Below are 24,003 nucleotides of genomic sequence, written 5' to 3'. Positions count from 1 at the left end.
GCTTTTTCGACAAACTCTTTAAATGTTATTTAGGGCGATATCCTTAATTTTCATTCATTTACAAAAACTTTAAAATAATTCTCATAAAACTACAATTCAAAGTGATACGGTTTGGAGGGAAGAGACTGAAAATAAGGTGAAACGGGGAGATGAAGATGAGAAAGCCACGCAGGTTATTAACCGTACTTTTTGCATCTGTATTAGCTGCTCAAACGGCTGCCGCAGGAGTGATGCTGCCAGTTCAAAACGCATCTGCGGAAGAGACAGGCTATTCATTGGGACAAGTCATCGATCAGTGGGAGAAAAAAATTGCACCGGGAATTGAACAGGAGTCGGTCACAATAGGAAGCAGCCGCGGAAGGCAGGAAGCATTTGTTATGAACGTGGACTTGAATGCGCAAAATCTGGACATCGACGCGGGTCTCCCAAATGGAAAAGACCTTGGCATGCAGCCGGTCCGCCAGCAGGCAGCTGCCGTCTCAAAGCCCGGACAGGTTGTAATAGGGGCGTTTAACGGAGATTTCTATAACATGTCCAGCGGAATTCCGAATGGAACCGTCATCCACGATGGCCGCATCCTTAAATCGGGATACAAGGAATCATTTGGGATGAAGAAGGATGGAACACCGCTCTTTGGTATCCCAGGGGTTCAATTCAAGCTGCATGCAGACGGAAATATTCAGCATATTGATAATTTAAATGGAACGAGATCAAATAACCTGCTTGTCTTATATTCAGATCCATTGAAGTCAACCGGGACAAACACAGCCGGAACGGAAGCAGTTTTGACAGTCGAGTCCGGGGATGTACATAAACCGGGAAAAATGAAGGCAAAGGTCGAATCGGTTATTGAGGGAAAGGGCAATCAGTTGATTGAAGAAGGAAAGCTTGTTCTGTCAGGCCATGGAACCAGTGCTGAAAAGGTGAAAAACCTAAAGCCGGGTCAGGAAATTGAAATTGAAACACAGATATCATCTCAATGGCTGGAAGCGGAAGAAGGATTGAGCGGCAATCATAAGCTCGTTCAAAACGGCCAGAAGGTCAATTTGGTTTCAGATGACTTTACAAAAGCAGTGGCTCCCCGGACCGCTGTCGGTAAAAAGGCGGACGGAACGATTTTCTTTGTGGTCATTGACGGCCGCTCACCGGGATATTCAGAGGGAATCACTGTTTTCGAGCTTCGTGACATGATGTTTGAAATGGGCGCTGTAGAAGCATTGAATCTCGATGGCGGCGGATCCTCCACCTTTGCAGCAAGACAGCCGGGTGAAGATGGTCTGGGCCTCGTCAATCGTCCCTCCGATGGCTTTGAGCGCGCTGTCGCTAACTCATTTCTTATTACAACATCCGCTCAGCCGGGAAGCGTGAGCCAGCTTGCGATGCAGCCCGACCACCTGCTCATGCTGAAGGGAAGCACTGAGGATCTTGATGCAAAAGGAATGGATGCAAATTTCTTCCCTAAACCAATAAGCGGGGAGGCGGACTGGTCCGTCTCTGATACCGACCTCGGAACAGTGGATGAAAAAGGTCTGTTCACTGCAGGAAGCAAAGCCGGAAAAGGCATGGTCCTTGCGGATAAAGACGGGGCGAAAGGATCATCGGCCATTACCGTAACGGATAAATTAAGCAGCATCCAGCTTCCACAGGATTCCTTAACCGTAAAAAAAGGAGATGAAATCAACCTCGCTCCTAAAGCCATGCTTGACGGGAAAACGGTTGACGCCGATCCATCCCTTTTTGAATGGAAGATAGAAGGAAATATCGGAACCGTTGATAAAAATGGAATATTCAAGGCATCAAGCCAAGCGGCATCCGGGAAAATTACCGTTCAATACGGAGGGATAACCGATACGATGGATATCCAAGTAGGAAAGCTGCCAATCATTCTAGCAGACTTTGAGAAGGATTTTGCAAATTGGACCTATAGCGGCGCCCGCTTCAACTCCATTTCCATCAAGCAGACAACCTATCCGGAGCCTGCCAGATTCGGAGAGCACTCCCTTCAGCTCAACTACGATTTTTCAGGAACAACGGGAACTTCTGGTGCATACGCCCATCCGAAGCAGCCAATCACGATTGAAGATTACCCGGAATCCATTGGAATGTGGGTATATGGCGACGGAAAAAACCACTGGCTGAGAAGTCAGATGAGAGATGGAAACAACAGCGCGTTCGCTCTTGATTTTGCAACGAAAATGGACTGGACCGGCTGGAAATACGTCGAAGCAAAAGTACCTGCAGGAAAGGCCCTTCCTTTAAAAATGGACCTGCCCGTCCGACTCATGGAGACGAGCGATGCCAACAAAAATGCAGGCTCGATCTATGTTGATAACATCCGGGCAGTATATGGCGAAACAAACGATGATTTAATAAACCCATCGATCGAATCTATCCAGCCTTCGGATCAAGCAAAGGTAACCGATGCAAAGCCGGTTATATCAGCCATCGCAAAGGATGAAGACACCGGGATCAACCCGGCTCGCATTACGTTGAATGTAGACGGAAAAGAAGTGAAAGCTCAATTTGATCCTGAATCCGGCAAAGTTTCCTACCAGCCGGGAAGCCCGATGCTGGACGGATACCATATGGCCAAGCTTACCGTTCAGGACAACTTCGGAAACGAAACAACGAAGTCCTGGACGTTTGAAACCGAAGCCGGCCAGCCTGGCTTCAAAGCGACTGCCCCTGAATCTGCCTACATCGGCGGAGCTTTCCCGATCAAGCTTCAGGCAAGCAAAGCGGAGCAGCTGGATACGCTGAAGCTGAAGTTAAAAGCCAATTTAAAAACAGAAGGCAAATCTGTAAGGCTATCTGAATCCATTACCTCCGATATGATTGTAAAAAACGAGATGACAGAAGACGGTACGATCGAGCTTGAATTAAAAGGATTGAACAAGCTGAAAGGCGATATGGAAATTGGGATCGTGCCGCTTTCCATCCCTGCTTCGGCAAAAGGAAAAGCAGCGGTTGACTTCGTTTCAGGATCACTTGGAGAAACCGATCTGTATCTACCGGACATCGAAAAAAATCTGAAAGCCCATTTCAATGTCAGCACCGACCGGGCATCTACTGGATTTCCCTCCAAAGTAACAGTCAAGGATGAAAATGGAAAACCTGTTCAGGGAGCAGAAGTAAAGGTAACAGCACCGGATTACAAGATTGCAAAAGTAAAAGCGAAAATGACTCAAATCCGAAAAGAAGCGAATGACGTCTCGGAATTGGTGGCTCCGGTATCAAAGAACATTGTGCTGGCTGTGACAAAAACAGAGGGAGACTGGCTTCAAGTCCGCCTGGGAGATGTGCAGGGCTGGCTCAAAGCAGCCGATGCAGAGCTAAGTGACTGGACGCTTGGCAAAACCGGTTCAGACGGTACCATTAACACGAACCTGCTATCTGTCATGCCCGGCAAAGTAACAATCCAGGCAGCAAAAGAAAATAAATACAGCTTCACACAGGAAGTAAATGTGCTGAAGCATCTTGGAACGAACAAACCGGAAAGACTGAACGTTACTTTTACTGGCAAACCATCAAGCCGCAATATCAGCTGGACAACAGCTCCGCAGGTCACAGACTCTGTCGTTCAGATTGCCAAATTAGAAGATTACAAGAAAGATGGCTTCAACGGCAAACGATTTACAGCCAAAAATGGCAAAAGCACACCGCTTGCCATGGACGAAGGCGAGCTTCAGGCACATACCGCTGAAGTCATCGGAATGGTACCGGGACAAATGTACATGTACCGCGCTGGAGACGGAACGCCTGAAGGATGGAGCGAACCTGCAGAAATCAAAGCAAACGAATCGCGGAAAGACCCATTCACCTTCCTGCTGATGGGAGATACCCAGGCACCGCCGAACCAAACGGAATCGGGCTTCGGCATCTACACGGAACTGTTTAAAAAAGCAAAAGCGGACCATCCTGATGCCGCATTCATGATGCACGTCGGCGATATGATTGATGATGGAAACCTATACTCGCACTGGAATGCATTCTTTGAATCTATGAAAGACAAAGAACTCGCGCCTTCCACCGCCATCATGCCAACCGTCGGAAACCATGAAAACATCGGCACTGGCGTCACCACATTCAAGAGCCTGTTCAACATGCCGGACAATGGCCCGGACGGCTTTGAAGGAACGGTTTACTCCTATGACTACGGCGACGCACACTTCGCCGTCCTGAACACCGAAACGGACACCGCAGGTCTCCAAAAACAGGCAGACTGGCTCATCAAAGACATGGCTAAATCGAAAAAGAAATGGAAAATCGTCACCTATCACCGCTCGCCATACTACTCCAATCCTCAAGGCGGAGCAGAAGCAGTCAAAAGTGTATTCCCGAACGCATTCGACAAGGCAGGCATTGACCTCGCCATCTCAGGCCACGACCATGCTTACGTTCGAACGCACAAACTGAAAGACGGCAAGCAAGTGGAAAAAGGCGGCACCACTTACCTGATCGCCGGCTCAACCGCCGGTAAATTCTACGACGCCGTGCCGCAGGATTACATGGATGTGTATTTTGAAGAGAAAACACAAGTGTACTCCAGCGTAACGGTAGGGGAAGATGGAATAAAGATTACGGCTAAAGCACGTGATGGCCGGGTAATTGACGATCATACGATTACAAAGTGACAGGGTTTAAAACCGGGGGCAGGGTGCTGCTCCTGGTTTTTGTGGTTTTTGCACTGACCCTCAACACAGCACCGCGACGGGGGTCAGAGGAGGACGCCGAGAAAGTGCCGGAGGGCAAGGGCTTGAGAGGTGTAGGGACGGAGATTTAGTGCGGTAGAGAAGCGGGGGTCAGTGCAATGCACTGACCCTCAACACAGCACCGCATCGGGGGTCAGAGGAAGAAGCCGCGTAAGTTCCGGATGGCAAAGGCTGGTGAGGGGTGGGGACGGAGGTTTAGTGCGGTAGAGAAGCGGGGGTCAGTGCAAACTTTATTGACTGGCGCCCCAACACACCCGCTGCGGCGCCTGACCCCACATGCATCACCGCAGCGGGGGACGGAGACGGAAGCATGTGAAGGCTTATGTATCGAGGGTTTACAGAGCCGGTGCCAGAGCTTTAGTTCGGCAATAAACAGCGGGACTGGCACCGTGCCAGTCCCCACATCCTTCACCGAAGCGGGGGACAGAGACTGAAGCCGCTCAGCCCTTGCGTACCAATGGTTTACAGCATCGGTGCCGGAGCTTTCATCCTTTAGCGAACCGCGGGTCAGGCGCCGCCCAACCGCCGCCCCAACCGCTGTCAAGCCGCCAAGTCTGTGAACTGCCGCCCCCCAATCCCGCAATGCCTTGCTTTATAGCACTAAATTTTGTTATCATCAGAGTATTGTTTATGCACGATTTTATTGGAGGTGAACAGTTGATGTCACGCATTTCGACTGATCAGGTTAAGCACGTTGCGCACCTTGCCCGTCTTGCGATTACAGAAGAGGAAGCTCAGATGTTTTCGAAGCAGCTTGATGCCATTATTTCATTTGCAGAGCAGCTGAATGAGCTCGATACGGACAACGTTGAGCCGACGACTCATGTATTGGATATGAAAAACGTAATGAGAGAGGACAAGCCGGCTAAAGGTCTTCCGGTTGAGGACGTTGTGAAAAACGCTCCGGACCAGAAAGACGGATACATCCGCGTTCCGACCATTCTTGAATAAGGGAGGGAAACCTAGGTGTCATTATTTGACCATAAGATTTCCGAGTTAAAGCAGCGTTTACATAAAAAAGACATTTCCGTTACGGACCTTGTTGATGAGTCCTATAAACGGATTAACGAAGTAGAAGATAAAGTACAGGCGTTCATGACGCTTGATGAAGAGCGCGCGCGTTCTTATGCAAAACAATTGGACGAGGCAGTCGGTACACGCGATGAGTTCGGTCTCCTTTTTGGAATGCCGATCGGCGTAAAAGACAACATCGTAACAAAGGACCTTCGTACAACTTGCTCCAGTAAAATCTTAGAGAATTTCATGCCGATCTACGATGCAACGGTTGTGCAAAAGCTTCAGCAGGCAGAATCCGTTACGATCGGAAAATTGAACATGGATGAATTCGCGATGGGTTCTTCTACAGAGAACTCCGGATTCAAGCCGACAAGAAATCCGTGGAATCTTGAAACCGTACCAGGCGGATCAAGCGGCGGTTCGGCTGCATCTGTTGCAGCAGGCGAGGTTCCGTTCTCACTTGGGTCTGACACAGGCGGTTCGATCCGTCAGCCGGCAGCTTATTGCGGGGTTGTTGGATTAAAGCCTACGTATGGCCGTGTTTCCCGTTACGGACTTGTGGCATTTGCGTCATCTTTGGACCAAATCGGCCCGATTACCCGTACCGTTGAAGACAATGCGTATCTTCTTCAAGCGATCGCGGGAGGAGACCAAATGGATACAACCTCTGCAAATGTGGATGTTCCAGACTATGTTTCTTCCTTAACAGGCGATATTAAAGGCCTGAAAATCGCGGTTCCAAAAGAATACCTTGGTGAAGGTGTCAGTGAAGAAGCGAAAAATTCCGTGCTTGAAGCGCTTAAAGTTCTGGAAGCTCAAGGAGCGACTTGGGAAGAAGTATCGCTTCCGCATTCTAAATATGCGCTTGCAACCTACTACCTGTTGGCATCCTCTGAAGCGTCATCCAACCTTTCGCGTTTTGACGGAATCCGTTACGGATACCGTACAGACAATGCGGAAAACCTGATTGATCTTTACAAACAGACCCGTGCAGAAGGCTTCGGGAACGAAGTAAAGCGCCGGATTATGCTTGGAACGTTCGCACTGAGCTCCGGTTACTATGATGCGTACTATAAAAAGGCGCAAAAAGTGCGTACGCTCATTAAGAAAGATTTCGAAGATGTTTTTGAAAAGTACGATGTCATTGTTGGACCGACGACTCCGACTCCTGCTTTCAAAATCGGCGAAAAAACAGACGATCCGCTTACGATGTATGCGAATGATATTTTAACGATTCCGGTTAACCTTGCAGGTGTCCCTGGAATTTCCGTCCCTTGCGGATTCTCAAACGGTCTTCCGCTCGGACTTCAAATCATCGGCAAGCACTTTGACGAAAGCACCATCTACCGTGTTGCCCATGTATTTGAGCAGGCGACGGACCATCATAAAGCAAAACCTGAACTGTAAGGGGTGAGAAACGAATGAACTTTGAAACGGTGATTGGACTTGAAGTCCACGTTGAGCTTAAAACGAATTCAAAAATCTTTTCCGCTTCTCCGAACCATTTCGGAGCGGATCCGAATACAAACACTTCCGTTATCGACCTTGGGTACCCTGGTGTCCTTCCGGTACTGAATAAGGAAGCTGTAAACTTCGCGATGAAGGCTGCGATGGCGCTGAACTGTGAAATCGCAACGGATACGAAGTTTGACCGCAAAAACTATTTTTATCCGGATAACCCGAAAGCGTATCAAATCTCTCAATTTGATAAGCCGATCGGCGAAAACGGCTGGATTGAAATTGAAGTAGGCGGCCAAAAGAAGAAAATCGGAATTACCCGTCTTCACCTTGAAGAGGACGCGGGCAAGCTGAACCATACGGGTGACGGCTTCTCCCTTGTTGACTTCAACCGTCAGGGTACACCGCTTGTGGAGATCGTTTCCGAGCCGGATATCCGTACGCCGGAAGAAGCGTATGCGTATCTTGAAAAATTAAAATCCATTATTCAATATACAGGTGTTTCTGACTGTAAAATGGAAGAGGGTTCTCTTCGCTGTGACGCGAACATTTCCCTTCGTCCAGTCGGCCAGGAGCAGTTCGGTACGAAAGCCGAGCTGAAAAACCTGAACTCCTTCAACTTCGTCCGCAAAGGATTGGAGCACGAGGAAAAACGCCAGGCAGAGGTACTATTATCCGGCGGAATCATCGAGCAGGAAACACGACGCTTTGATGAATCCACAGGCAAAACCCTCTTAATGCGTGTAAAAGAAGGATCCGACGACTACCGTTACTTCCCGGAACCGGATCTTGTGTCTCTTTACATTGATGAAGAGTGGAAAGAACGCATCCGTGCTGAAATTCCTGAGCTTCCGGATGAGCGCAAAGCGCGCTACGTAGCGGAGCTTGGTCTTCCTGCATACGATGCAATGGTTCTGACTCTTACTAAAGAAATGTCCGACTTCTTTGAAGCAACCGTCAAAACCGGTGCCGATGCGAAACAGGCATCCAACTGGCTGATGGGAGAAGTTTCTGCATACCTGAACTCGGAGAACAAAGAGCTTGAAGACACGGCTCTAACTCCTGAAGGGCTGGCAGGCATGATCAAGCTGATCGAAGCAGGAACCATTTCTTCTAAAATCGCGAAAAAAGTCTTCAAAGAACTGATCGAAAACGGCGGCGATGCTGAGAAAATCGTGAAAGATAAAGGACTTGTCCAAATCTCTGACGAAGGCGCGCTTCGCACATTTGTAAATGATGCGCTCGATGCCAATCCGCAATCGATTGAAGACTTCAAAAACGGGAAGGACCGCGCAATCGGATTCCTTGTCGGCCAAATCATGAAAGCATCCAAAGGCCAGGCGAACCCGCCAATGGTCAACAAGCTTCTCATGGAAGAAATTAATAAACGATAAGATAAAAGCTTCCGGGGCGTTTGCTCTGGGAGCTTTTTTCGTGTTACATGCTCCAGAAATCGGTAAGAATTCAATATTCAGCTGCTCCTATCAACTTTTCTATTGAAAAAACCACATTAAAAACATATGGTAAATAGTGGAGGTGTACCAATTGATCCGATTCCAGCAAAAATTGAGAACGGCCGCTGTTTGCTCGGTATGCGGGGCCTTGTTATTTGTGCTCGCATTCATCCTAAAAGGTGGACGAGTGGATGAAAACCCAGGTACGTTTATTGCGATGCTTATCACTTTTTCCGTCTATGCCTTTATCATCTTTGGCATCATCGGCATCCCGGTTTCGTACCTCGCAGACGTCATCACGAATCGCAAAAATCTAAAATTCCTTGTCTACTTCATGGCTGGGGCACTGATTCTTCAGCTCACCCATCTCTTCACGGACTATCAAACCTTACAATCCTCTCTTTTTCTTAGTTTGCTTGGAGGAGTTACAGCAACAGCCTTCTATCTATGTGAACGGCTTCTTCTTCTTCGCCATTAAAAAACGACCCGGTCGTATAATCGGGTGGTTTTTGTTATAGCCTTTCAAGATACCGTTTAAACTCTTCCAGCTGGGCTTGATTCTTAAACGATCTTTTCGGAATGATGCAGGCCTGCATAGAGTTGATGTAAATCAAATAGTGTTCCTTTAATTCTACTGCTTTTTCTGCACTCTCCCAGGTGGTGCTGTGCTTGCCGGACTCGCTGATGTCTGTCAATCCGCTGTCATCCAGTATGAGTGTATGTTCCCCAAGTATTTTCCCATTGCTTCCCTCATGCATGAACTTTTTAATTCTCCCTTTAAAAGACTTAAAAAAGTATTTAGGGTAGAGAAAGAACCAGGCAGCTGCGAGAATTAGAAAAACAGTGATCATCGCAAGAAAGTCATCCTTTCCCCAAGAAAAAACAAAGGGGAAACTTAAAAAAATGACGGGTCCTATTATTCGCTGAATCCAAAATGATTGCATGGCGGTCTTTGATTCTTTTACAAAATGAAGGTTAAATGCCGCATAATCTTCAAAGGTTAATTCATATTGATGTTCCAATTGTATTCCCCCATTCTCTACTGATTATAAGGGGGATTTCTTGCTAATGCTACTTGATCTTTCCCTTGTTTCGCGCCAGCCATCCCAGCTGCCAAATCACCAAATGTCCTTACATCGTCCATATAATCGAAATTCCGGTTCTGCCCTGCTTGATTCAGCATTCTTACCGCAACGGCATTATACTCCGGCATGACAAGGCAAATGCAGCCTGTTATGCCGAGCAGCTGATAGGAGCCTTTTGGAACGTTGGGGCCAATTTCGTTCTTTGGAAAATCCTCTTCCTTCACCCACCAGAAGTATCCGTGCTTCGGCAATTGAGGCAATCCTGTAAATTGCACCGAAGTCATTTCATTGAAAGCATCTGGAGTTAATATTCCGGCATTTTTTCCTCTTGCAAGAAATAATTCTCCCCATTTAGCGAGATCTCTTGTGCTGCAATACAGGTTGCTGTCTACGCCGCTGTCATCCAGCTGCAGGGAAGGGTCCGATAGAAAATTTAAAACTAAATTTTCCTCAGACTTTTCCCAGCCGCTCTCTGAAAATCCTGCCTTTTGAAACACCTGCTCATCCAGTATCTGGGCCACGGTCTTTCCTGAGACGGTTTGAAGAAGGCTGATCAGCAAGTTCACTCCAGCATTGTTATAAAACCAGTTTTCACCAGGAGGAAACATGCGGATCCATTTTCCATCCTTTTCTGCGAGACCATGTGTATGAGTAAGAACATGGCGGATGGTTGTTCCTTCAATGACAGGAATTTCAGGAAAATAAGCGTAAAGATTCTGATCTAGCCCCCGGATTTCCCCCTCTGCAATCATGCAGGCAAGTGCAAAGCCGATATAGGATTTCCGTATGGATGCAATGTTGAACCTGGAGTCTTCCTGTACCTTTTTCGCACCGTACTCTCGGCTATGAGTCCCTGTGTAGGATTCATAAACCGTCTTTCCGTCTTGAAGGATCAGGCAGGATAGCGCGGTCGCCCCGGTTTCTTTGTATACTTTTTGATTGTGTGATTCCAATGAAATCAAGTGATTCGCCCCTTTATGGCTCCCATTTAATCCATGATTTAAATGGATATGAAGAATAGATGTTCATCAAACATTAAAACGTGATCTTCCGAAAATCCGAATTTTAGATAGAATTCTTTTCCTGCTTTATTTTCAGGATGGACGGTTAACTGCAGACGGGTACATTGGGGATGATTGTGTTCAATGTGTTTCACTATTTCTTTTAATGCTTTGGTTCCCAGTCCTTGCCGATGGTATTTTTTATCAATGAAAAAATGGACTATCCAATAATCTTCTGCACTTTCAGGTGTGTAGTGCAGATTAAAAAATCCTGACAGCGTGCCATGATTATAAATTCCATAGGGTTCTACCATCTTCCCGCCTGGTCTGATGTATGCTTTAGCCAGTGCAATGGCAACGGGTGGATGGACAGAAGCTACGAATTTCTGTTGTTCATCATGTACGGATAGTTCCAATGCTTCTCTCCAATTAGAAGAATTAATTCTTTTAATTTCAATAGGCATAATTCACCTTCTTCTCAATAGGTTTTGACCTTCGAGGTGCAGAAAAGCAGGCGGCCAGTATAATCATAAAGAGCGGACTCCATCAGCCCGCTCTTATTCTTACTGAGTAAGGGTCCTTTTCCTGTCTCTTTTTTCCGTAATCATCAATGCCCACCAGATAAACAAATACAGAAATCCGGCCAATACATAAACCGCCCAAAGAGCACCGATCTGGAGCTCACTGATAAAATGCTGCCATTCATTCGTTCCTTCCTGTCTTCCGATTGAGCTGAAGAAAGCGACTGGCGGAATCGTCAGGGCAGCCGCGAAGGCTATGGCTGAGTAGGCTTTGCCGTTCTGCCGAATCAGCCGGAAAAGCGCGGTTCCAAGTGTAATCAGAAGAAACAGGTAATAAAAAATCCATATCCAGGCGGGCAATGTAGACATGCTCATTTGCTTTTTCTCCTTTCTATTGCACTCTCTGCAGCCGGGCATAAGCTCCATTTCTGTTCATCAGCTCCTGATGTGAACCCTGCTCAGCGATGCCGTTTTCTTTCAGAACGATGATCCGTTCTGCGTTCCGGATGGTGGACAAACGATGGGCAATAACAAGGGTGGTGCGGTTTTTGGCAAGCCGCTCGAGTGAGTCCTTGACCACCTTTTCGCTTTCGTTGTCAAGGGCGCTGGTCGCTTCGTCAAAAATGACGATGGGCGGATTTTTCAGGAAGACGCGGGCGATGCTGAGCCGCTGCTTCTGACCGCCGGAAAGCCTTACGCCGCGCTGGCCGATGTCCGTGTCATATCCGTCCGGCAGCTTCATGATGAATTCATGGGCATGGGCGTTTTTGGCCGCTTCGATGATTTCTTCATCTGTCGCATCACGGTTCCCGTAGCGAATGTTCTCAAGGACGGTTCCGGCAAAAAGATACACATCCTGCTGGACGACGCCGATGTTTTTGCGCAAAGAGGCTAGAGTGATGTCTTGAATGCTGATTCCGTCAATCTTGATCTCACCTGACTGGATATCGTAGAAACGGGGAAGGAGGGCGCAAATCGTGCTCTTCCCGGCCCCGGATGGACCGACGAGTGCGGTGTATTCGCCTGCTCCAATGTTCAGTGAAAGATTTTCAACGACATTCGGCTGGCTGTCATCATAACGGAAGCTGACATCCCGGAATTCGATGCTCCCCCTGACATGCTCCAGCTCAATGGCCCCGGGGGAATCCTTAATGTCCGGCTCAATTTTCATCATTTCCATAAACCGTTCAAATCCGGTCATCCCTTCCTGATACAGAACCGCCACATGGGTCACCTTCTGAATCGGCTCAATCAGGAAACCGACGTACAGCAAGAACGTGATTAAATCTGCGAGATCCATTGAGGAGTGCAAAATAGCTGCTCCTCCCGCCACAATGACCGTGATGCTGATCAGCTGGATAAACAGTTCAAATCCGTTAAAAAAATAGGCTTCATACCTGTATCCGGTTTTCCTGCTTTCCAGAAAGCGGAGATTCTCATATTCAAACTTTTCCTTTTCAAGTTCCTCATTCGTGTACGATTGAACAACCCGGATACCTGCAAGGTTATCCTCGACTTGCGCATTTATGTCACTGATTCGGACTTTGTTCCGCTTTAAAGCGATATTCACTTTTTTGTTAAAATAAAGCGCATATACAGCCATAAACGGCAGAAAGGTGAAAATAGCCATCGTCAATGGAACATTAATCGTCAGCAGGATGACGAAGGATCCGATGAATTTTACCGAGTATTTCAGAATATCCTCCGGTCCGTGGTGATACAATTCGGATAACCAGAAGAGATCGTTTGTCATTCGGGACATCAGCTGTCCGGTTTTCTGCCGGTCATAGAACGGGAAGGACAGGCTTTGATAATGGCTGAAAAGCTCGGAGCGCAAATCGCTCTCCATCAACGCTCCCATCCGGTGCCCATGATAATCCATCACATAGTTGAAGCCCGCCTGCAAAACTGCCAGGGCAAGCATTGCCGCCCCTGTAAGCAGGATCTGAATGAGCGCATTTTCGTCAATCCCATCCAGAACATCTTTTGTGATGTACCGGGTAAGCAGCGGATAGGCAAGGGAAATCGCGGATCCGAGAATGGAACAGGCCATTACAGCAGCAAACAAACGCCGGTACGGCTTATAGTAAGAAAGAAATTTCTTCAATCGATTATTCAAATCATTTACCCCTCTGATGTGCAGATTTCACATAGCTGCACAGACCGGGGGAACGAGCGTTACGTTACTTGCTGCCCCCTTTATGTGCGTGTGACGTTCCGGCCAATGAGAAGTTTTTCATTCGAATTCCTCCTAAAGTTTGTTAATTAAAGTATACCTGATTTACCGGTAAATTCCATATTTTTTCAGGTAATCGTTATCTCAAAAGTTCATAACAGCTGCAGGTTCGTTGCTTTTTTTGAAAAATAAAAAAAGGAGCTGCAGCAGCTCCTCCTAGCATTCGGATTCATTTTGCTTCCACACCTTTTTCATGACAAGGCACATCACACCAATAATTGCTGCAAACAGCAGGCTGAGGAAAAATCCGGAACGGCCGGTTTTTTCCAGCAGAGTTCCCGCGATGGCGGCAGCGAGCATAAGGATACCGGCTGCGGCGATCAGTTTCTCCATAACAGACAGCTTTAAAATTTTCAGCGAAGAGAGGATAATAAAGCTCCAATTGTACAGCAGCATGATACCGGCTGCCGTTGTAATATACTCATAAATCTTACCGGGCAGTAACAGGGATGCGATGATGGAGAGCAGCATACCAGCGGTGGCAAGACCGAGTGACGGAAGGGCGAGCTTCCGTTTTCCTTTTGTAGTTCTGGCAAAAAATTTCGGGGCATCTCCGTCTTCTCCGAGCGTAACGAGCAGGGTCGTGACACCAAACAGGGCGGCAGTGAGGGTGGAAAAGCCCGCAATAATAATGGCTGCATTGAAGACGTGCGGGAAAAAAGAAAGATCGTAGCCGCTGAGAGCCGTGACAAATGGGCTCTCTTTTTCGTTAAAAGAGCCGATGGACGTCATGCTGACAGCAAGGACCAGCGAGGCGATATAAATAGCGGTCAGCAAAATCAGCATGACGGAGCCTGCTTTCGGTGCATCTTCTTTTTTCTCCAATTGCATGGCCATCAGCCCGATAACTTCAATTCCTCCGAAGGCGTAAAACGCATAGATGAGGGAGGAGCCAAAGCCTTTCCATCCATCGCGGAAAAGCTGATCCTGAGCGAGCGGGAGCGACGGATTCTGTGCGTCCCCGGGGATCCAGCCGGCAATGGCAGCAATGGCAAGGATGATAAACATGACAATCGCTGCCACCTTGGCAATGGCCATCATGTTTTCCAGCCGGTCAAAGCCCTTCGTTCCAGCCAGAACGACAAGAATGGAGAGCACTGCGTATCCCGACGCAAACAGCCAGAGCGGCACATGGGGAAACCAGAATTTCGAAAGAATCGCAAGCGCCGTGAGCTGGCTGCCCATAATCAGGATATTCGACATCCAGTAATTCCACCCGCAGCTAAACCCCGCCCAGCGGCCAAACGCCTTTCCGGAGTAATAGCAAAACGAACCCTTTTGAGGGTCCTTTGCCGTCATTTTGGCAAGCAGCCTGTAAACGATATATGTACCAAGCGCAGCGAGCAGGAACGAGAAAATGATTGACGCTCCCGTTACTTTTATTCCAATGCTCGAACCAAGAAAGTAGCCGGTCCCGATTGTGCAGCCGATTCCGATCAGCGACAGCTGCCACCACTTTAATTGTTCTTCCTTTTTGTTTTGCTCCGTCACGTTCAGTCCCCCAGTCTAGCCTTTATTTTTTCCGGGGGAGCTGATTTTATGTGCTGAAAAACAGCCGGAATGCTTCGTAGCCAAAATATAATCCGAACCCAACAAGGGACAGGCCGGATAAACAGGAGATGACCTGCAGTGTCCGGTTATTCAGAAATCCGCGTGCGAAGCTTGAGGCGCCGGCCATGCAGACATCCCATATGAGCAGTCCCAGTAAAATTGAGCCGCTGTATAAAAGAAGCTGTGTGTGTTCATACAGCGCTGCGGTTTTCGCTAGTACCGATCCGTAAATACCGACCCAAAACATAATGGTAAGGGGGTTTGTCAGGGACATCATAAAGCCGATCAGATAGGATTTGGTGAGCGAATTGGAAAGCTCCTTCCTCAGCTCCACACTTTTGCTTGCCTGAAGGAGACTCTCAATCCCGGTATAGGTCAGAACGAAAAAACCGAACAGCCAGAGAAACGCTTTAACAATGGGGATTTCGATAAAATGGACAAGCCCCATGAATACCGCAAGCATATAAAGAATATCAGCCGTAATCGATCCAAGGCCGATAAGCCAGGAATGCCAGAAGCCTCGATTGAAGCCTCTCTCAATTTGCGCCGCATTGATCGGGCCAATGGGGGCGGCAAGAGAAATTCCGAGCAGGATATGACTGATAAATGTATTCATTCGTCCTCTCCTTCGTTGTTTTCTCTATATGTATTCCGGGGCTGTCCAAATATCCCAAAAAAAGAAAAGCTATAGCCCGTAACGGCTATAGCGGACCTTGATCTTCTAGTGATTCCAACGTTTCATGCAGATGGATGGCCTGTTCGGCTGCCAGGTCCAGGTGATGCCGCTCTTCTGGATCAAGCTCATCATTCTGATGCTTTTTAATTTGCTCCTTTGCGAGCTGAAGTTTTTGGAACGCCCGCTGGAATTCCCCTGAGCCTGGGTTTCCCTGTGCATCAACAACTGCTTTTTCCGCGTGATGAAGGGCGTGCAATGCGTCATCAATCATTGTAAATCCCCCTTTTTTCTCTTAGCTTTTACAGGTATGAAAACAACTATTCTAAGCTGTTTACATTGAATTTTTTTAGGATATATAATACGAAACAGCATATTAGGGGGGAAGTTCATGCACGACAGCAGGGAGTATGAGAACTGGAAATGGCTTTCTCTGGAATCATTTGATGACCGGCTTTTAGAAACGCTTGACTATAAGGATCAATGGAAGAGCCTGATCCAGTATGGCCACGAAAATCAAATGCACGTACAGGCGCTGAAACTGGATGGGGAAGCTGTTTACGGCTCTCTCGTCTACAGTGATGAGGGAGAGGATGTCCAAAAGGTTTTCCGCTATTACATAAATAAAGACCAATTAGTGACGATTGGATTGGATACCCGGTCGCTGAAACAGGTGAATGAACATGACTTGCAACAGAAGCTTCAGGAATCTGAGCAGGCTCCTGAAGGTTTTTTCGTGCTATTGCACGGATTGGCGAAGCATTATCTGGACGGCATTGATGAGTTTGAGCAGAAGATGGAAAAGGTCCTGAAGGAAGTGCAGCGTAATAATAAATCGAGCATCCTGAACAAAATCTATGATCTGCGGCATTCTCTGCTGACATGGAAAAGTCTGATTTTGAAGGTTGTGGAAGTGAAAAAAGGAATTGAAGAAGCATTTTTAGGAGAAACCGATTCATGGGTGGAATTTAAACGAATTGATAAACAGCTGGAGCGGGGGATGTCCCTTCTAAAGGAATACCAGGAGGAGATTGACACGGTTATCCGCCTCGAGGAGGTCATTTCCACAAATAATGGAAATGAAATTATGAAATCCCTTACCATCATTACCATTCTGTTTACACCATTAACCGCATGGAGTGCGCTGTGGGGGATGAATTTCGAAAAAATGCCGGAGCTGAAATGGGAGCTCGGCTATCCGCTTGCAATCCTGCTCATCGTTTCTACGACCGTTTTCATCTATTGGTATATGAACTCAAAAGGCTATATGAAGGATTTATTGAAGCGAAGAAAGGATTGAGTCTGGCTCACAGCGGGTCAGGCTTTTTTGCGGAATGAAACGGGCTCCGCAAGGAATAAACTGCAAAAGACGTTTGATAGAGAGGGGATTCAGCATGTACCCATATTACCCCTATTACAGCAAGAAAATAGAGTGTGAAGAAAAGCCGCTGACCTTCCCGCCTCAAGCTCAGGACCAGCAGCCGGGCTTTGAATACTTGATGAACCCGAGGCCGATTTCCGAGAATCTGGATTATATAGGAAGCGGAAAACTGGAGGGGAAAACGGCCATCATCAGCGGGGGAGATAGCGGAATCGGAAGAGCAGTGGGCTATGCTTTTGCAAAAGAAGGAGCGGACTTAGTTATTCCTTATTACAATGAACACCAGGATGCGGAGGAGACAAAGCGGAGAATCGAATCCTTTGGGAGACGCTGTCTACTTATTCCTGGGGACTTAACGAAAGAGAAGCAGAATGAAATGGTTGTATCCGAAACCCTTGAGACCTTTGGAAAGATTGATGTCGTAGTTAATAATCTCGCGGTTCAATATCCACAGGTGGATTTCCTGAAGATTACCGCCGAGCAATTTGATAAAACGTTCAAAACCAATATCTATGCGTATTTTTATATGGCGAAGGAAGCCGTCCCCCATCTGAAACAGGGAGCATCCATCATAAACACAGCTTCTGTCACAGCCTATAAAGGACAAAAGGAACTTGTCGACTACTCTGCCACAAAAGGTGCCATTGTTTCATTTACCCGTTCTCTTTCATTAAACCTCATACCTAAAGGCATCCGGGTGAACAGCGTGGCCCCAGGTCCTGTCTGGACACCTCTCACCGTCTCTAGCTTTGACGCAGACCGGGTGAGTAAATTTGGTCTGCAGTCAGCTTCAAAAAGGGCTGCCCAGCCTTTCGAGCTTGCCGCGGCATACGTTTATCTCGCCTCGGATGACTCGCGATATGTCACAGGGGAGACCCTCCATGTAAATGGGGGGCAAATGGTCACAGCGTAAGTGTAGCCAAATTCCATTTAGGGTATGAAAAGAGTAGCAGACAAAAAAGGAGACGGGATTATGGCACGCAAACCGATTATAGGGATAACAGGATCACAAAAAGAAGTGAACGGAATTGATCATTCCTTCGTACACGCCAAATATCCGGAAGCCGTCCTTAGAGCGGGCGGCATTCCGGTTATTCTGCCGCTCGGGAACGATGAAGCGGCAAAGGCTTGGATGGACACGATTGATGGATTGCTTTTAAGCGGAGGAGAGGATGTCGATCCTCAATCCTATGGGGCAAATCCGCATCCGGAGCTCGGCAAAGTCATTTTGGAACGGGATGAAACGGAAATCGCGCTTGTGAAGGAAGCGGAAAAGCAGCGCACACCGATTTTCGCCATCTGCCGTGGGATTGCTTCATTAAATGTGGCGCTTGGGGGTACACTGACCCAGGATATTCACAGTCAGCTTGAGGGTGGAATCAAGCATCATCAGGAAGGTTCCCGAATCAACGCCACCCATGAATGTAACGTAGAAGAGGGAAGCCGGCTGCACAGAATTTTAGGTGAAACGAAGATCAGCATCAACAGTATGCATCACCAGGCACTCGACAAGGTAGCCGATAACCTAAAAGTTACGGCCAAAGCACCGGACGGCGTCATTGAGGCGGTAGAAGGCACAGATTCCAGCTGGTCCATCCTTGCTGTTCAATGGCACCCGGAGGAAATGGCTGTGAAATACGAAAGCATGCAAAGACTGTTTGATTCATTTGTGGAAGAATGTTCAACGAAAGAAAAGGTGTAAAAATAAGAAGCGGGACTCACGTCATAGTGAGTCCCGCTTTTTTTAATCAATCTCCTGCCTTTTCTTTTGATAATAATGAATATTTTACCAATAAAAAGATGATATGATAATAGAAAATAGGGGGTGTCGGCATGTTTTCTGGAATCTTAATCATTCATATCGCAGCTGGATTTATCTGTTTAGTAACCGGGCTCGGAGCCATGCTGTCACAAAAAAGAAGGGGAAAGCACAGCTGGTTTGGTGAGGTGTATCACGGTTCGTTTGTGGTTATTTTTCTTAGCTCCATAACCATGGCGATCATGCATTGGGAAGAGAGTGCGTACCTGTTTTACATCGGCTTCTTTTCCTACTCTTTTGCCATCATCGGGTACCTGACCGTAAAAAAGAAGTGGAAAAACTGGCTAAGGTATCATATCAGCGGGATGCTTGGCTCTTACATAGCCGTCATTACAGCGGTTCTTGTTGTAAATGCACCGAAAATCGCTTTTTTTCAAGGCATTCCGATTCTCTGGATCTGGTTTTTGCCGACGATTATCGGCAGTCCTCTTATTGCCCTCACGAATGTTAAATACCGCAGCAAAAAAGCATCAGCCACCTGATGCTTTTTCCATTCACTTGTCTTCCTGTATAATCTCCACCCCAAAGCAGCGGGCCGGTCCATTGGTCATGATTGTGACGATGCTGTTTGCCATATATGCCGGTGAATAGACCATCCCGTTTTGCAGCCACCAGATCATCATTCCGTTGCAGGCAGACGAAATAAATGTGAGGATGAGCTCTCTTGGCAGAAGCATGTTTTCTTCCTTTAGCCCAGCCTTTGAATATTCGGAATCGAAGCGCCCTTTAATAATTCCAAGCATTTTATGAGAGAAATCCTGGCTTCCTTTTCCTCCAAGCATCGCCTGGAAAAAGTCAGTATGGCTGGAGATGGCTTCAAAAACAGAGGCTATCGAAACCTTTAAGTTGCCGGTATGCAGCTTTCCGTCGATCAAATGCAAGGAGGGATTGATGTTGCCGATTACATCCCCAAGTATGTCTTCTGTCAGCTTCTCCATCAAATCAAATTTATCCTGATAATGCAGATAGAACGTGCCCCGGTTTATCATAGCTTTTTCGGTAATATCATGGATCGTCATCGTATCGAAGCCTTTTTCCGTCACAAGCTGGATAAAGGCATCCTTGATCATTTTCCGGGTGCGGATGACCCGTAAATCGGTTTTGCTCGACATATGAAATCCTCCATGAAATTTTTAATGAACAATTTATCTCAATATGTTGTTTATCCGGCAAAGTGTATGTTTTTGATGATTGTAACGATCTCCTATCTAGAATACCATGTTTTATGTACAGTATGTAAGATAAAAGACAAACTGTCGATTATAATCAGGAGGTAGACCAATGAACGTACTCAAAAGGTTTTTTACCCAGCGGATGTTTTGGGGAGGACTTGCAGGTCTTGCAGCAGCAGCTCTTATTTTTACTTTTGCCTTCCTTGGGTCGGTAGTGAACCCGGCTCCAAAAGACTTGCCTGTCGCTATTGTTGTCCAGGATGAAGGCGTCCAGCTTCCAACCGGTCAAAAACTTGAAATAGGGAAACAGCTCGAGGACAAACTGACACGCAATAAAGATTTGCCTTTTAAATGGTCGGTAGTAAAGGATGAAAAAACGGCGAAAGACGGACTGAACGACCGGACCTATTATGCGGCACTCATTCTTCCAGCTGATCTTTCTCAAAAAGCCGCGTCTATTCAGTCCCCGAAGCCAGTTCAGGCAGAGGCTAAACTGATTCTCAATCAGGGGAAAAATCTGAACGCAGCGAACAGCGTTGGATCCATTATGGATAAAGTGTTTGCAGGGGTTAACGGACAAATTCGCGAGCAAATGATTGCCCCGATTAAAGCACAGGGAAAAATGATTTCTCCTGAACAGGCGAGTTTGCTTGCCAATCCAATCCAGCTCAAATCGGAAACGGTGAATAAGGTAGGGGAGAATAACGGCGGAGGGAACTCTCCGGCGATGATGACTCAAATCCTTTGGCTGACAACGATCATCAGCTCTATAATCATTTTCCTGACGATGAAAAAGGCGTCGGAAAACCGGATTACACCAGGTTTCATCACAGGCCAGCTGATCGCAGGTCTCATCTTTACAGCGATGAACTCGCTCATCATTCTATCGATTGCAACGGGAATTCTAGGGCTTGATGTGCCGGACTTCGCCGCTGCATACGGATTTATGGTTTTCACGGCATTCATGTTCTTCCTTATGCAGGGAGCGCTTCTTAACTGGATCGGATTTGGTGCAATGCCAATTCTTATCCTATTGTTCTTCTTCTCAAGCCCGGTTTTAAGCCTGGCACCCGAATTCCTGCCGGAAGCAACCAGAACATGGCTTCTATCATGGATTCCATTCACTCACAGCGTGGAAGGATTCCGCAGTCTATTCTTCTTCGGCGGCAATGGATTTGAAGAGCAGCGCTGGATCCTTGGAATGATTGGTCTTGGTGCTTTTGCTGTTATGGCTGTGTCGATGGTGAAGGGACTGAAGAAACAGCCGGTTTCAAAAGGACAAACGGCAGCAGAAAATTAAGAAAAAAATAGGCAAAAGGGTAAAAGAACGAATGATAGGGCCGATAAAAAGACTGAGCCGGTAAAACGGTGCAAAAACTAGAATTTATCCTCAATAGATCTTCTGTTCAGCCTCAAGACCCAGACAGCAGCCTTCACCGGCCGGCTGTCTTTTCTTTTAGCTTGATAGTTTGTATTCTTCAAATTTAATATAATGATTAATCAATAGGATAATTGAAAAGGGGGGTGTGATATGTCTGAAATTACATTCCTGGCATCATCCAAACCATTTATCATACCGGATGAAATCAAGGAGTATAATCATCGCACTGTTTTTGAACGGATGGAGGATTTTATGGGATTATGGGCGAGTGAAGTGGATGAGGATGGATGGGGTGACTGGGTGAAAGGGATCTTTACCTTGCCATACATTTATGAAATCTCAGGTGCTGATAATTCATTGTTTTTACTATATCTTGAAAAATATATGGAAGAAGGAGATGTGTTGGAGCTATTGCATTTACCCAATCAGCACAACTTTGAGTATTATGAGAGAAGATTAATGGATAAGCCTGAACCGATTGAAATTAACGCCGGCAGTTTTACATATCAAGATAAATATGGAACGTATCAGCTGAATCCTAAAAAATGGGCTGAAGAGCTGAGTCATAAAAATTATTTAACAGAATACGGGATTACAACAATCGTTAAGTATAATTAAATGCTTTAATCGGAAAACCTCTATTAATATGGATTTCTCTGTATGCAAGTATTAACTTATTACCTGTTGCTTGAGCGGAAAACTTGAGCGGCCTGAGCAAGGGTAAGCGAACGCCAGCCAAGTTTAACAGAAATAGTAAAAGAAAGGCCGCAGCGAATTCTAAAGGATTACGTTGAACTTTTGCTTAGAAATGGATAAGAAAGATTCCCTTTGGTTTTTTACCAGGAGTGGTTTCGAAAACCAGTATTTAGGGGACTTTATAAGGGCGGGCTGATTGAAGGTCTGCATCAAAAGTGGTAGACTGAATGAAGCACAACAATGGTACGAAGAAATAACGTATAGGATGATGGGGAATGAAAAGAGCGAGAATTATTTATAATCCAACCTCCGGAAGGGAAGCGTTCAAGCGCCATTTGCCGGAAGTGTTAGCAAAGTTTGAAAATGCAGGCTATGAAACATCCTGTCATGCTACAACATGTGAAGGAGATGCGGTTCAGGCGGCGAAGCTTGCTGCAGAACGCGGCTTTGATCTTGTCGTTGCAGCCGGCGGGGATGGCACAGTCAATGAAGTGGTAAACGGAATTGCCCGTTTTGACAAGCGTCCGGAACTCGGGATTATTCCGGTCGGTACGACAAATGACTTTGCCCGTGCAATTGCGCTTCCGCTGAACGATGTACTGGCAGCGGTCGACATGCTGGTGGATGGAGTTGCCATTCCGATTGATATTGGACGTGTAAACGATACCCATTTCATTAATATCGCTGGCGGCGGGAAGCTTACCGAGCTGACCTATGAAGTGCCAAGCAAGCTGAAAACAATGCTTGGACAGCTGGCCTATTACTTAAAGGGGATGGAAATGCTGCCTTCCATTCGTCCGACAGAGGTGGAGATTGAATATGACGGCAAGCTTTTCCAAGGAGAAGTCATGCTGTTCTTAGTGTCTCTTACTAATTCTGTGGGCGGATTTGAAAAACTGGCACCAGATTCCAAGCTCAACGATGGATTGTTCGACCTCCTCATCCTGAAAAAGGCGAACCTCGCCGAATTCATCCGGGTTGCTTCATTGGCGCTCCGCGGGGAGCACATGAATGATGAGCACGTCATTTATACGAAGGCGAGCCGCGTGAAGGTTACGACGAAGGATAAAATGCAGCTCAACCTGGATGGAGAATACGGTGGGCTTTTGCCGGCAGAATTTGAAAACCTTTATCGCCACCTCGACATCATCATGTCTAAGGAAAAGGCGCATGAAATGTCTGAGCCTTCCGCTGAAGAGCAGGAAGAGGAAGTATCTCAGCCTGTGAGTTCGGAAGAAAAGCAAAAAGAAGAGCAGTGAAAAAGCAGACCGATCGGGGTCTGCTTTTTTTTACGCCTGTTCTTTCAGCAAATCAAGAATTTCCCTCATTTGAACCACTTCTCTCGGAATCTCATCCTCTTCCTTTTGTGCTTTGGCTAACGGCTTAAGGAAATGTTCATAGGCGAGCGAAAACTCTTTGAAGAAAACCGGTGCCGGAAACGACGTCTCCTCAATCGTATTAAGTGACTCTGAGGGCATTTTTTTGATATCGACTCTGCTCCTGTCAGGGCTGAACTGAAAAGCGATAACATTCTCAGACTCGACTCCGAACGGCGTGACCTTAAATGATTCAAATTTACGGATCAGCTTCATCGCCACATCATAAATCACCGTCTTTGAGACCTCAGTCAAAAATTGCACCGATTTTGCCTCGTATGTAAAAACAAACCTTGTGTCGCCGTTTAAATACGTAAGGAAACGATCTCCCTCTGTCAGGTTTTCTGCTCCAAGTGCTTCTATTTGAATCATTCTATCCCTCCCTTGCTGATTGGTTTATTATACAAACTTTATGTTACATGCTGGTATCATTTGGTTAACATATGTATGTTTTCAAAGGGGGTGATTTA

At 46.7% G+C, this 24,003-nt stretch carries 22 protein-coding genes; 12 read left to right on the top strand and 10 right to left on the bottom strand.

From position 1 onward, the window contains the following. Positions 1 to 155: 155 nt before the first annotated feature. From AS29_RS13325 to AS29_RS13305, 5 genes are all read left to right on the top strand, one after another. Positions 156 to 4,634: a phosphodiester glycosidase family protein gene (locus AS29_RS13325; RefSeq protein WP_197491611.1), complete on the top strand. Its 4,479-nt coding sequence runs from the start codon at positions 156 to 158 to the stop codon at positions 4,632 to 4,634. A gap of 738 nt (positions 4,635 to 5,372) precedes the next feature. Beyond that, a complete protein-coding gene (gene gatC, locus AS29_RS13320; protein WP_035407683.1) occupies positions 5,373 to 5,663 on the top strand; it encodes an Asp-tRNA(Asn)/Glu-tRNA(Gln) amidotransferase subunit GatC in 291 nt (96 codons plus the stop codon). A 15-nt stretch (positions 5,664 to 5,678) separates the two neighbouring features. Next, positions 5,679 to 7,136, top strand: a complete 1,458-nt coding sequence (gatA, locus tag AS29_RS13315; protein WP_035407680.1) for an Asp-tRNA(Asn)/Glu-tRNA(Gln) amidotransferase subunit GatA — start codon at positions 5,679 to 5,681, stop codon at positions 7,134 to 7,136. A gap of 14 nt (positions 7,137 to 7,150) precedes the next feature. After that, the gene (gene gatB / locus AS29_RS13310; RefSeq protein ID WP_035407677.1) at positions 7,151 to 8,581 is read left to right on the top strand and encodes an Asp-tRNA(Asn)/Glu-tRNA(Gln) amidotransferase subunit GatB; all 1,431 of its coding nucleotides are present in this window, start codon (positions 7,151 to 7,153) and stop codon (positions 8,579 to 8,581) included. Between the two features lie 151 nt (positions 8,582 to 8,732). Continuing rightward, positions 8,733 to 9,119: a hypothetical protein gene (locus AS29_RS13305; RefSeq protein WP_035407674.1), complete on the top strand. Its 387-nt coding sequence runs from the start codon at positions 8,733 to 8,735 to the stop codon at positions 9,117 to 9,119. A 34-nt stretch (positions 9,120 to 9,153) separates the two neighbouring features. On the opposite strand, the gene AS29_RS13300 is transcribed toward AS29_RS13305, so the two are convergent. The 8 genes from AS29_RS13300 to AS29_RS13265 form a co-directional block, all read right to left on the bottom strand. Next, complete coding sequence (locus AS29_RS13300) at positions 9,154 to 9,663, bottom strand: YcxB family protein (RefSeq protein WP_035407671.1); 510 nt, start codon at positions 9,661 to 9,663, stop codon at positions 9,154 to 9,156. Positions 9,664 to 9,680: 17 nt separating this feature from the next. Next, the gene (locus AS29_RS13295; protein WP_051860675.1) at positions 9,681 to 10,688 is read right to left on the bottom strand and encodes a serine hydrolase domain-containing protein; all 1,008 of its coding nucleotides are present in this window, start codon (positions 10,686 to 10,688) and stop codon (positions 9,681 to 9,683) included. 38 nt (positions 10,689 to 10,726) lie between these two features. Then, on the bottom strand, positions 10,727 to 11,191 hold the full coding sequence (locus AS29_RS13290) for a GNAT family N-acetyltransferase (protein WP_035407668.1): 465 nt from the start codon (positions 11,189 to 11,191) through the stop codon (positions 10,727 to 10,729). Positions 11,192 to 11,290: 99 nt separating this feature from the next. After that, positions 11,291 to 11,623 carry a hypothetical protein gene (locus AS29_RS13285; RefSeq protein ID WP_035407665.1) on the bottom strand — a complete coding sequence of 111 codons (333 nt, stop codon included), beginning with the start codon at positions 11,621 to 11,623 and terminating at the stop codon, positions 11,291 to 11,293. Positions 11,624 to 11,639: 16 nt separating this feature from the next. Next, positions 11,640 to 13,367 (bottom strand): ABC transporter ATP-binding protein, encoded by a 1,728-nt coding sequence (locus AS29_RS13280; protein ID WP_035407662.1) that lies wholly within the window; start codon positions 13,365 to 13,367, stop codon positions 11,640 to 11,642. A 273-nt stretch (positions 13,368 to 13,640) separates the two neighbouring features. After that, positions 13,641 to 14,981: an amino acid permease gene (locus AS29_RS13275; protein ID WP_051860674.1), complete on the bottom strand. Its 1,341-nt coding sequence runs from the start codon at positions 14,979 to 14,981 to the stop codon at positions 13,641 to 13,643. A 40-nt stretch (positions 14,982 to 15,021) separates the two neighbouring features. Continuing rightward, complete coding sequence (locus AS29_RS13270) at positions 15,022 to 15,651, bottom strand: LysE family transporter (protein ID WP_035407656.1); 630 nt, start codon at positions 15,649 to 15,651, stop codon at positions 15,022 to 15,024. An 85-nt stretch (positions 15,652 to 15,736) separates the two neighbouring features. Then, on the bottom strand, positions 15,737 to 15,982 hold the full coding sequence (locus AS29_RS13265; protein ID WP_035407653.1) for a hypothetical protein: 246 nt from the start codon (positions 15,980 to 15,982) through the stop codon (positions 15,737 to 15,739). A 117-nt stretch (positions 15,983 to 16,099) separates the two neighbouring features. Here AS29_RS13265 and AS29_RS13260 point away from each other — a divergent pair, with 117 nt between their 5' ends. The 4 genes from AS29_RS13260 to AS29_RS13245 all read left to right on the top strand — a co-directional run bounded on the left by AS29_RS13260 (position 16,100) and on the right by AS29_RS13245 (position 19,390). After that, positions 16,100 to 17,008, top strand: coding sequence for a magnesium transporter CorA family protein (locus tag AS29_RS13260; protein WP_051860673.1), 909 nt, complete (start codon positions 16,100 to 16,102; stop codon positions 17,006 to 17,008). Between the two features lie 94 nt (positions 17,009 to 17,102). After that, positions 17,103 to 18,002 carry an SDR family oxidoreductase gene (locus tag AS29_RS13255; protein WP_035407650.1) on the top strand — a complete coding sequence of 300 codons (900 nt, stop codon included), beginning with the start codon at positions 17,103 to 17,105 and terminating at the stop codon, positions 18,000 to 18,002. A gap of 60 nt (positions 18,003 to 18,062) precedes the next feature. Next, positions 18,063 to 18,791 carry a gamma-glutamyl-gamma-aminobutyrate hydrolase family protein gene (locus tag AS29_RS13250; RefSeq protein WP_035407647.1) on the top strand — a complete coding sequence of 243 codons (729 nt, stop codon included), beginning with the start codon at positions 18,063 to 18,065 and terminating at the stop codon, positions 18,789 to 18,791. 131 nt (positions 18,792 to 18,922) lie between these two features. Continuing rightward, positions 18,923 to 19,390, top strand: a complete 468-nt coding sequence (locus AS29_RS13245) for a hypothetical protein (protein WP_035407644.1) — start codon at positions 18,923 to 18,925, stop codon at positions 19,388 to 19,390. A gap of 12 nt (positions 19,391 to 19,402) precedes the next feature. On the opposite strand, the gene AS29_RS13240 is transcribed toward AS29_RS13245, so the two are convergent. Next, positions 19,403 to 20,020 carry a TetR/AcrR family transcriptional regulator gene (locus AS29_RS13240; RefSeq protein WP_035407641.1) on the bottom strand — a complete coding sequence of 206 codons (618 nt, stop codon included), beginning with the start codon at positions 20,018 to 20,020 and terminating at the stop codon, positions 19,403 to 19,405. Positions 20,021 to 20,189: 169 nt separating this feature from the next. On the opposite strand from AS29_RS13240, the gene AS29_RS13235 reads away from it, so the two are divergent. The 3 genes from AS29_RS13235 to AS29_RS13225 all read left to right on the top strand — a co-directional run bounded on the left by AS29_RS13235 (position 20,190) and on the right by AS29_RS13225 (position 23,416). Next, positions 20,190 to 21,380: a YhgE/Pip domain-containing protein gene (locus AS29_RS13235; protein ID WP_035407638.1), complete on the top strand. Its 1,191-nt coding sequence runs from the start codon at positions 20,190 to 20,192 to the stop codon at positions 21,378 to 21,380. A gap of 231 nt (positions 21,381 to 21,611) precedes the next feature. After that, the gene (locus AS29_RS13230; RefSeq protein WP_035407636.1) at positions 21,612 to 22,079 is read left to right on the top strand and encodes a hypothetical protein; all 468 of its coding nucleotides are present in this window, start codon (positions 21,612 to 21,614) and stop codon (positions 22,077 to 22,079) included. Between the two features lie 353 nt (positions 22,080 to 22,432). Further along, on the top strand, positions 22,433 to 23,416 hold the full coding sequence (locus AS29_RS13225; protein ID WP_082883854.1) for a diacylglycerol kinase: 984 nt from the start codon (positions 22,433 to 22,435) through the stop codon (positions 23,414 to 23,416). Positions 23,417 to 23,446: 30 nt separating this feature from the next. Here AS29_RS13225 and AS29_RS13220 read toward each other — a convergent pair whose 3' ends face one another. Continuing rightward, positions 23,447 to 23,905 carry a hypothetical protein gene (locus AS29_RS13220; protein WP_035407633.1) on the bottom strand — a complete coding sequence of 153 codons (459 nt, stop codon included), beginning with the start codon at positions 23,903 to 23,905 and terminating at the stop codon, positions 23,447 to 23,449. Between the last annotated feature and the right edge of the window lie 98 nt (positions 23,906 to 24,003).

Source organism: Bacillus sp. SJS, from assembly GCF_000732485.2.
Taxonomy (GTDB): domain Bacteria; phylum Bacillota; class Bacilli; order Bacillales; family Bacillaceae; genus Metabacillus_B; species Metabacillus_B sediminis.
Note: the sequence above shows the minus strand (reverse complement) of the source record. Positions and strands in the feature narration are given on the sequence as shown.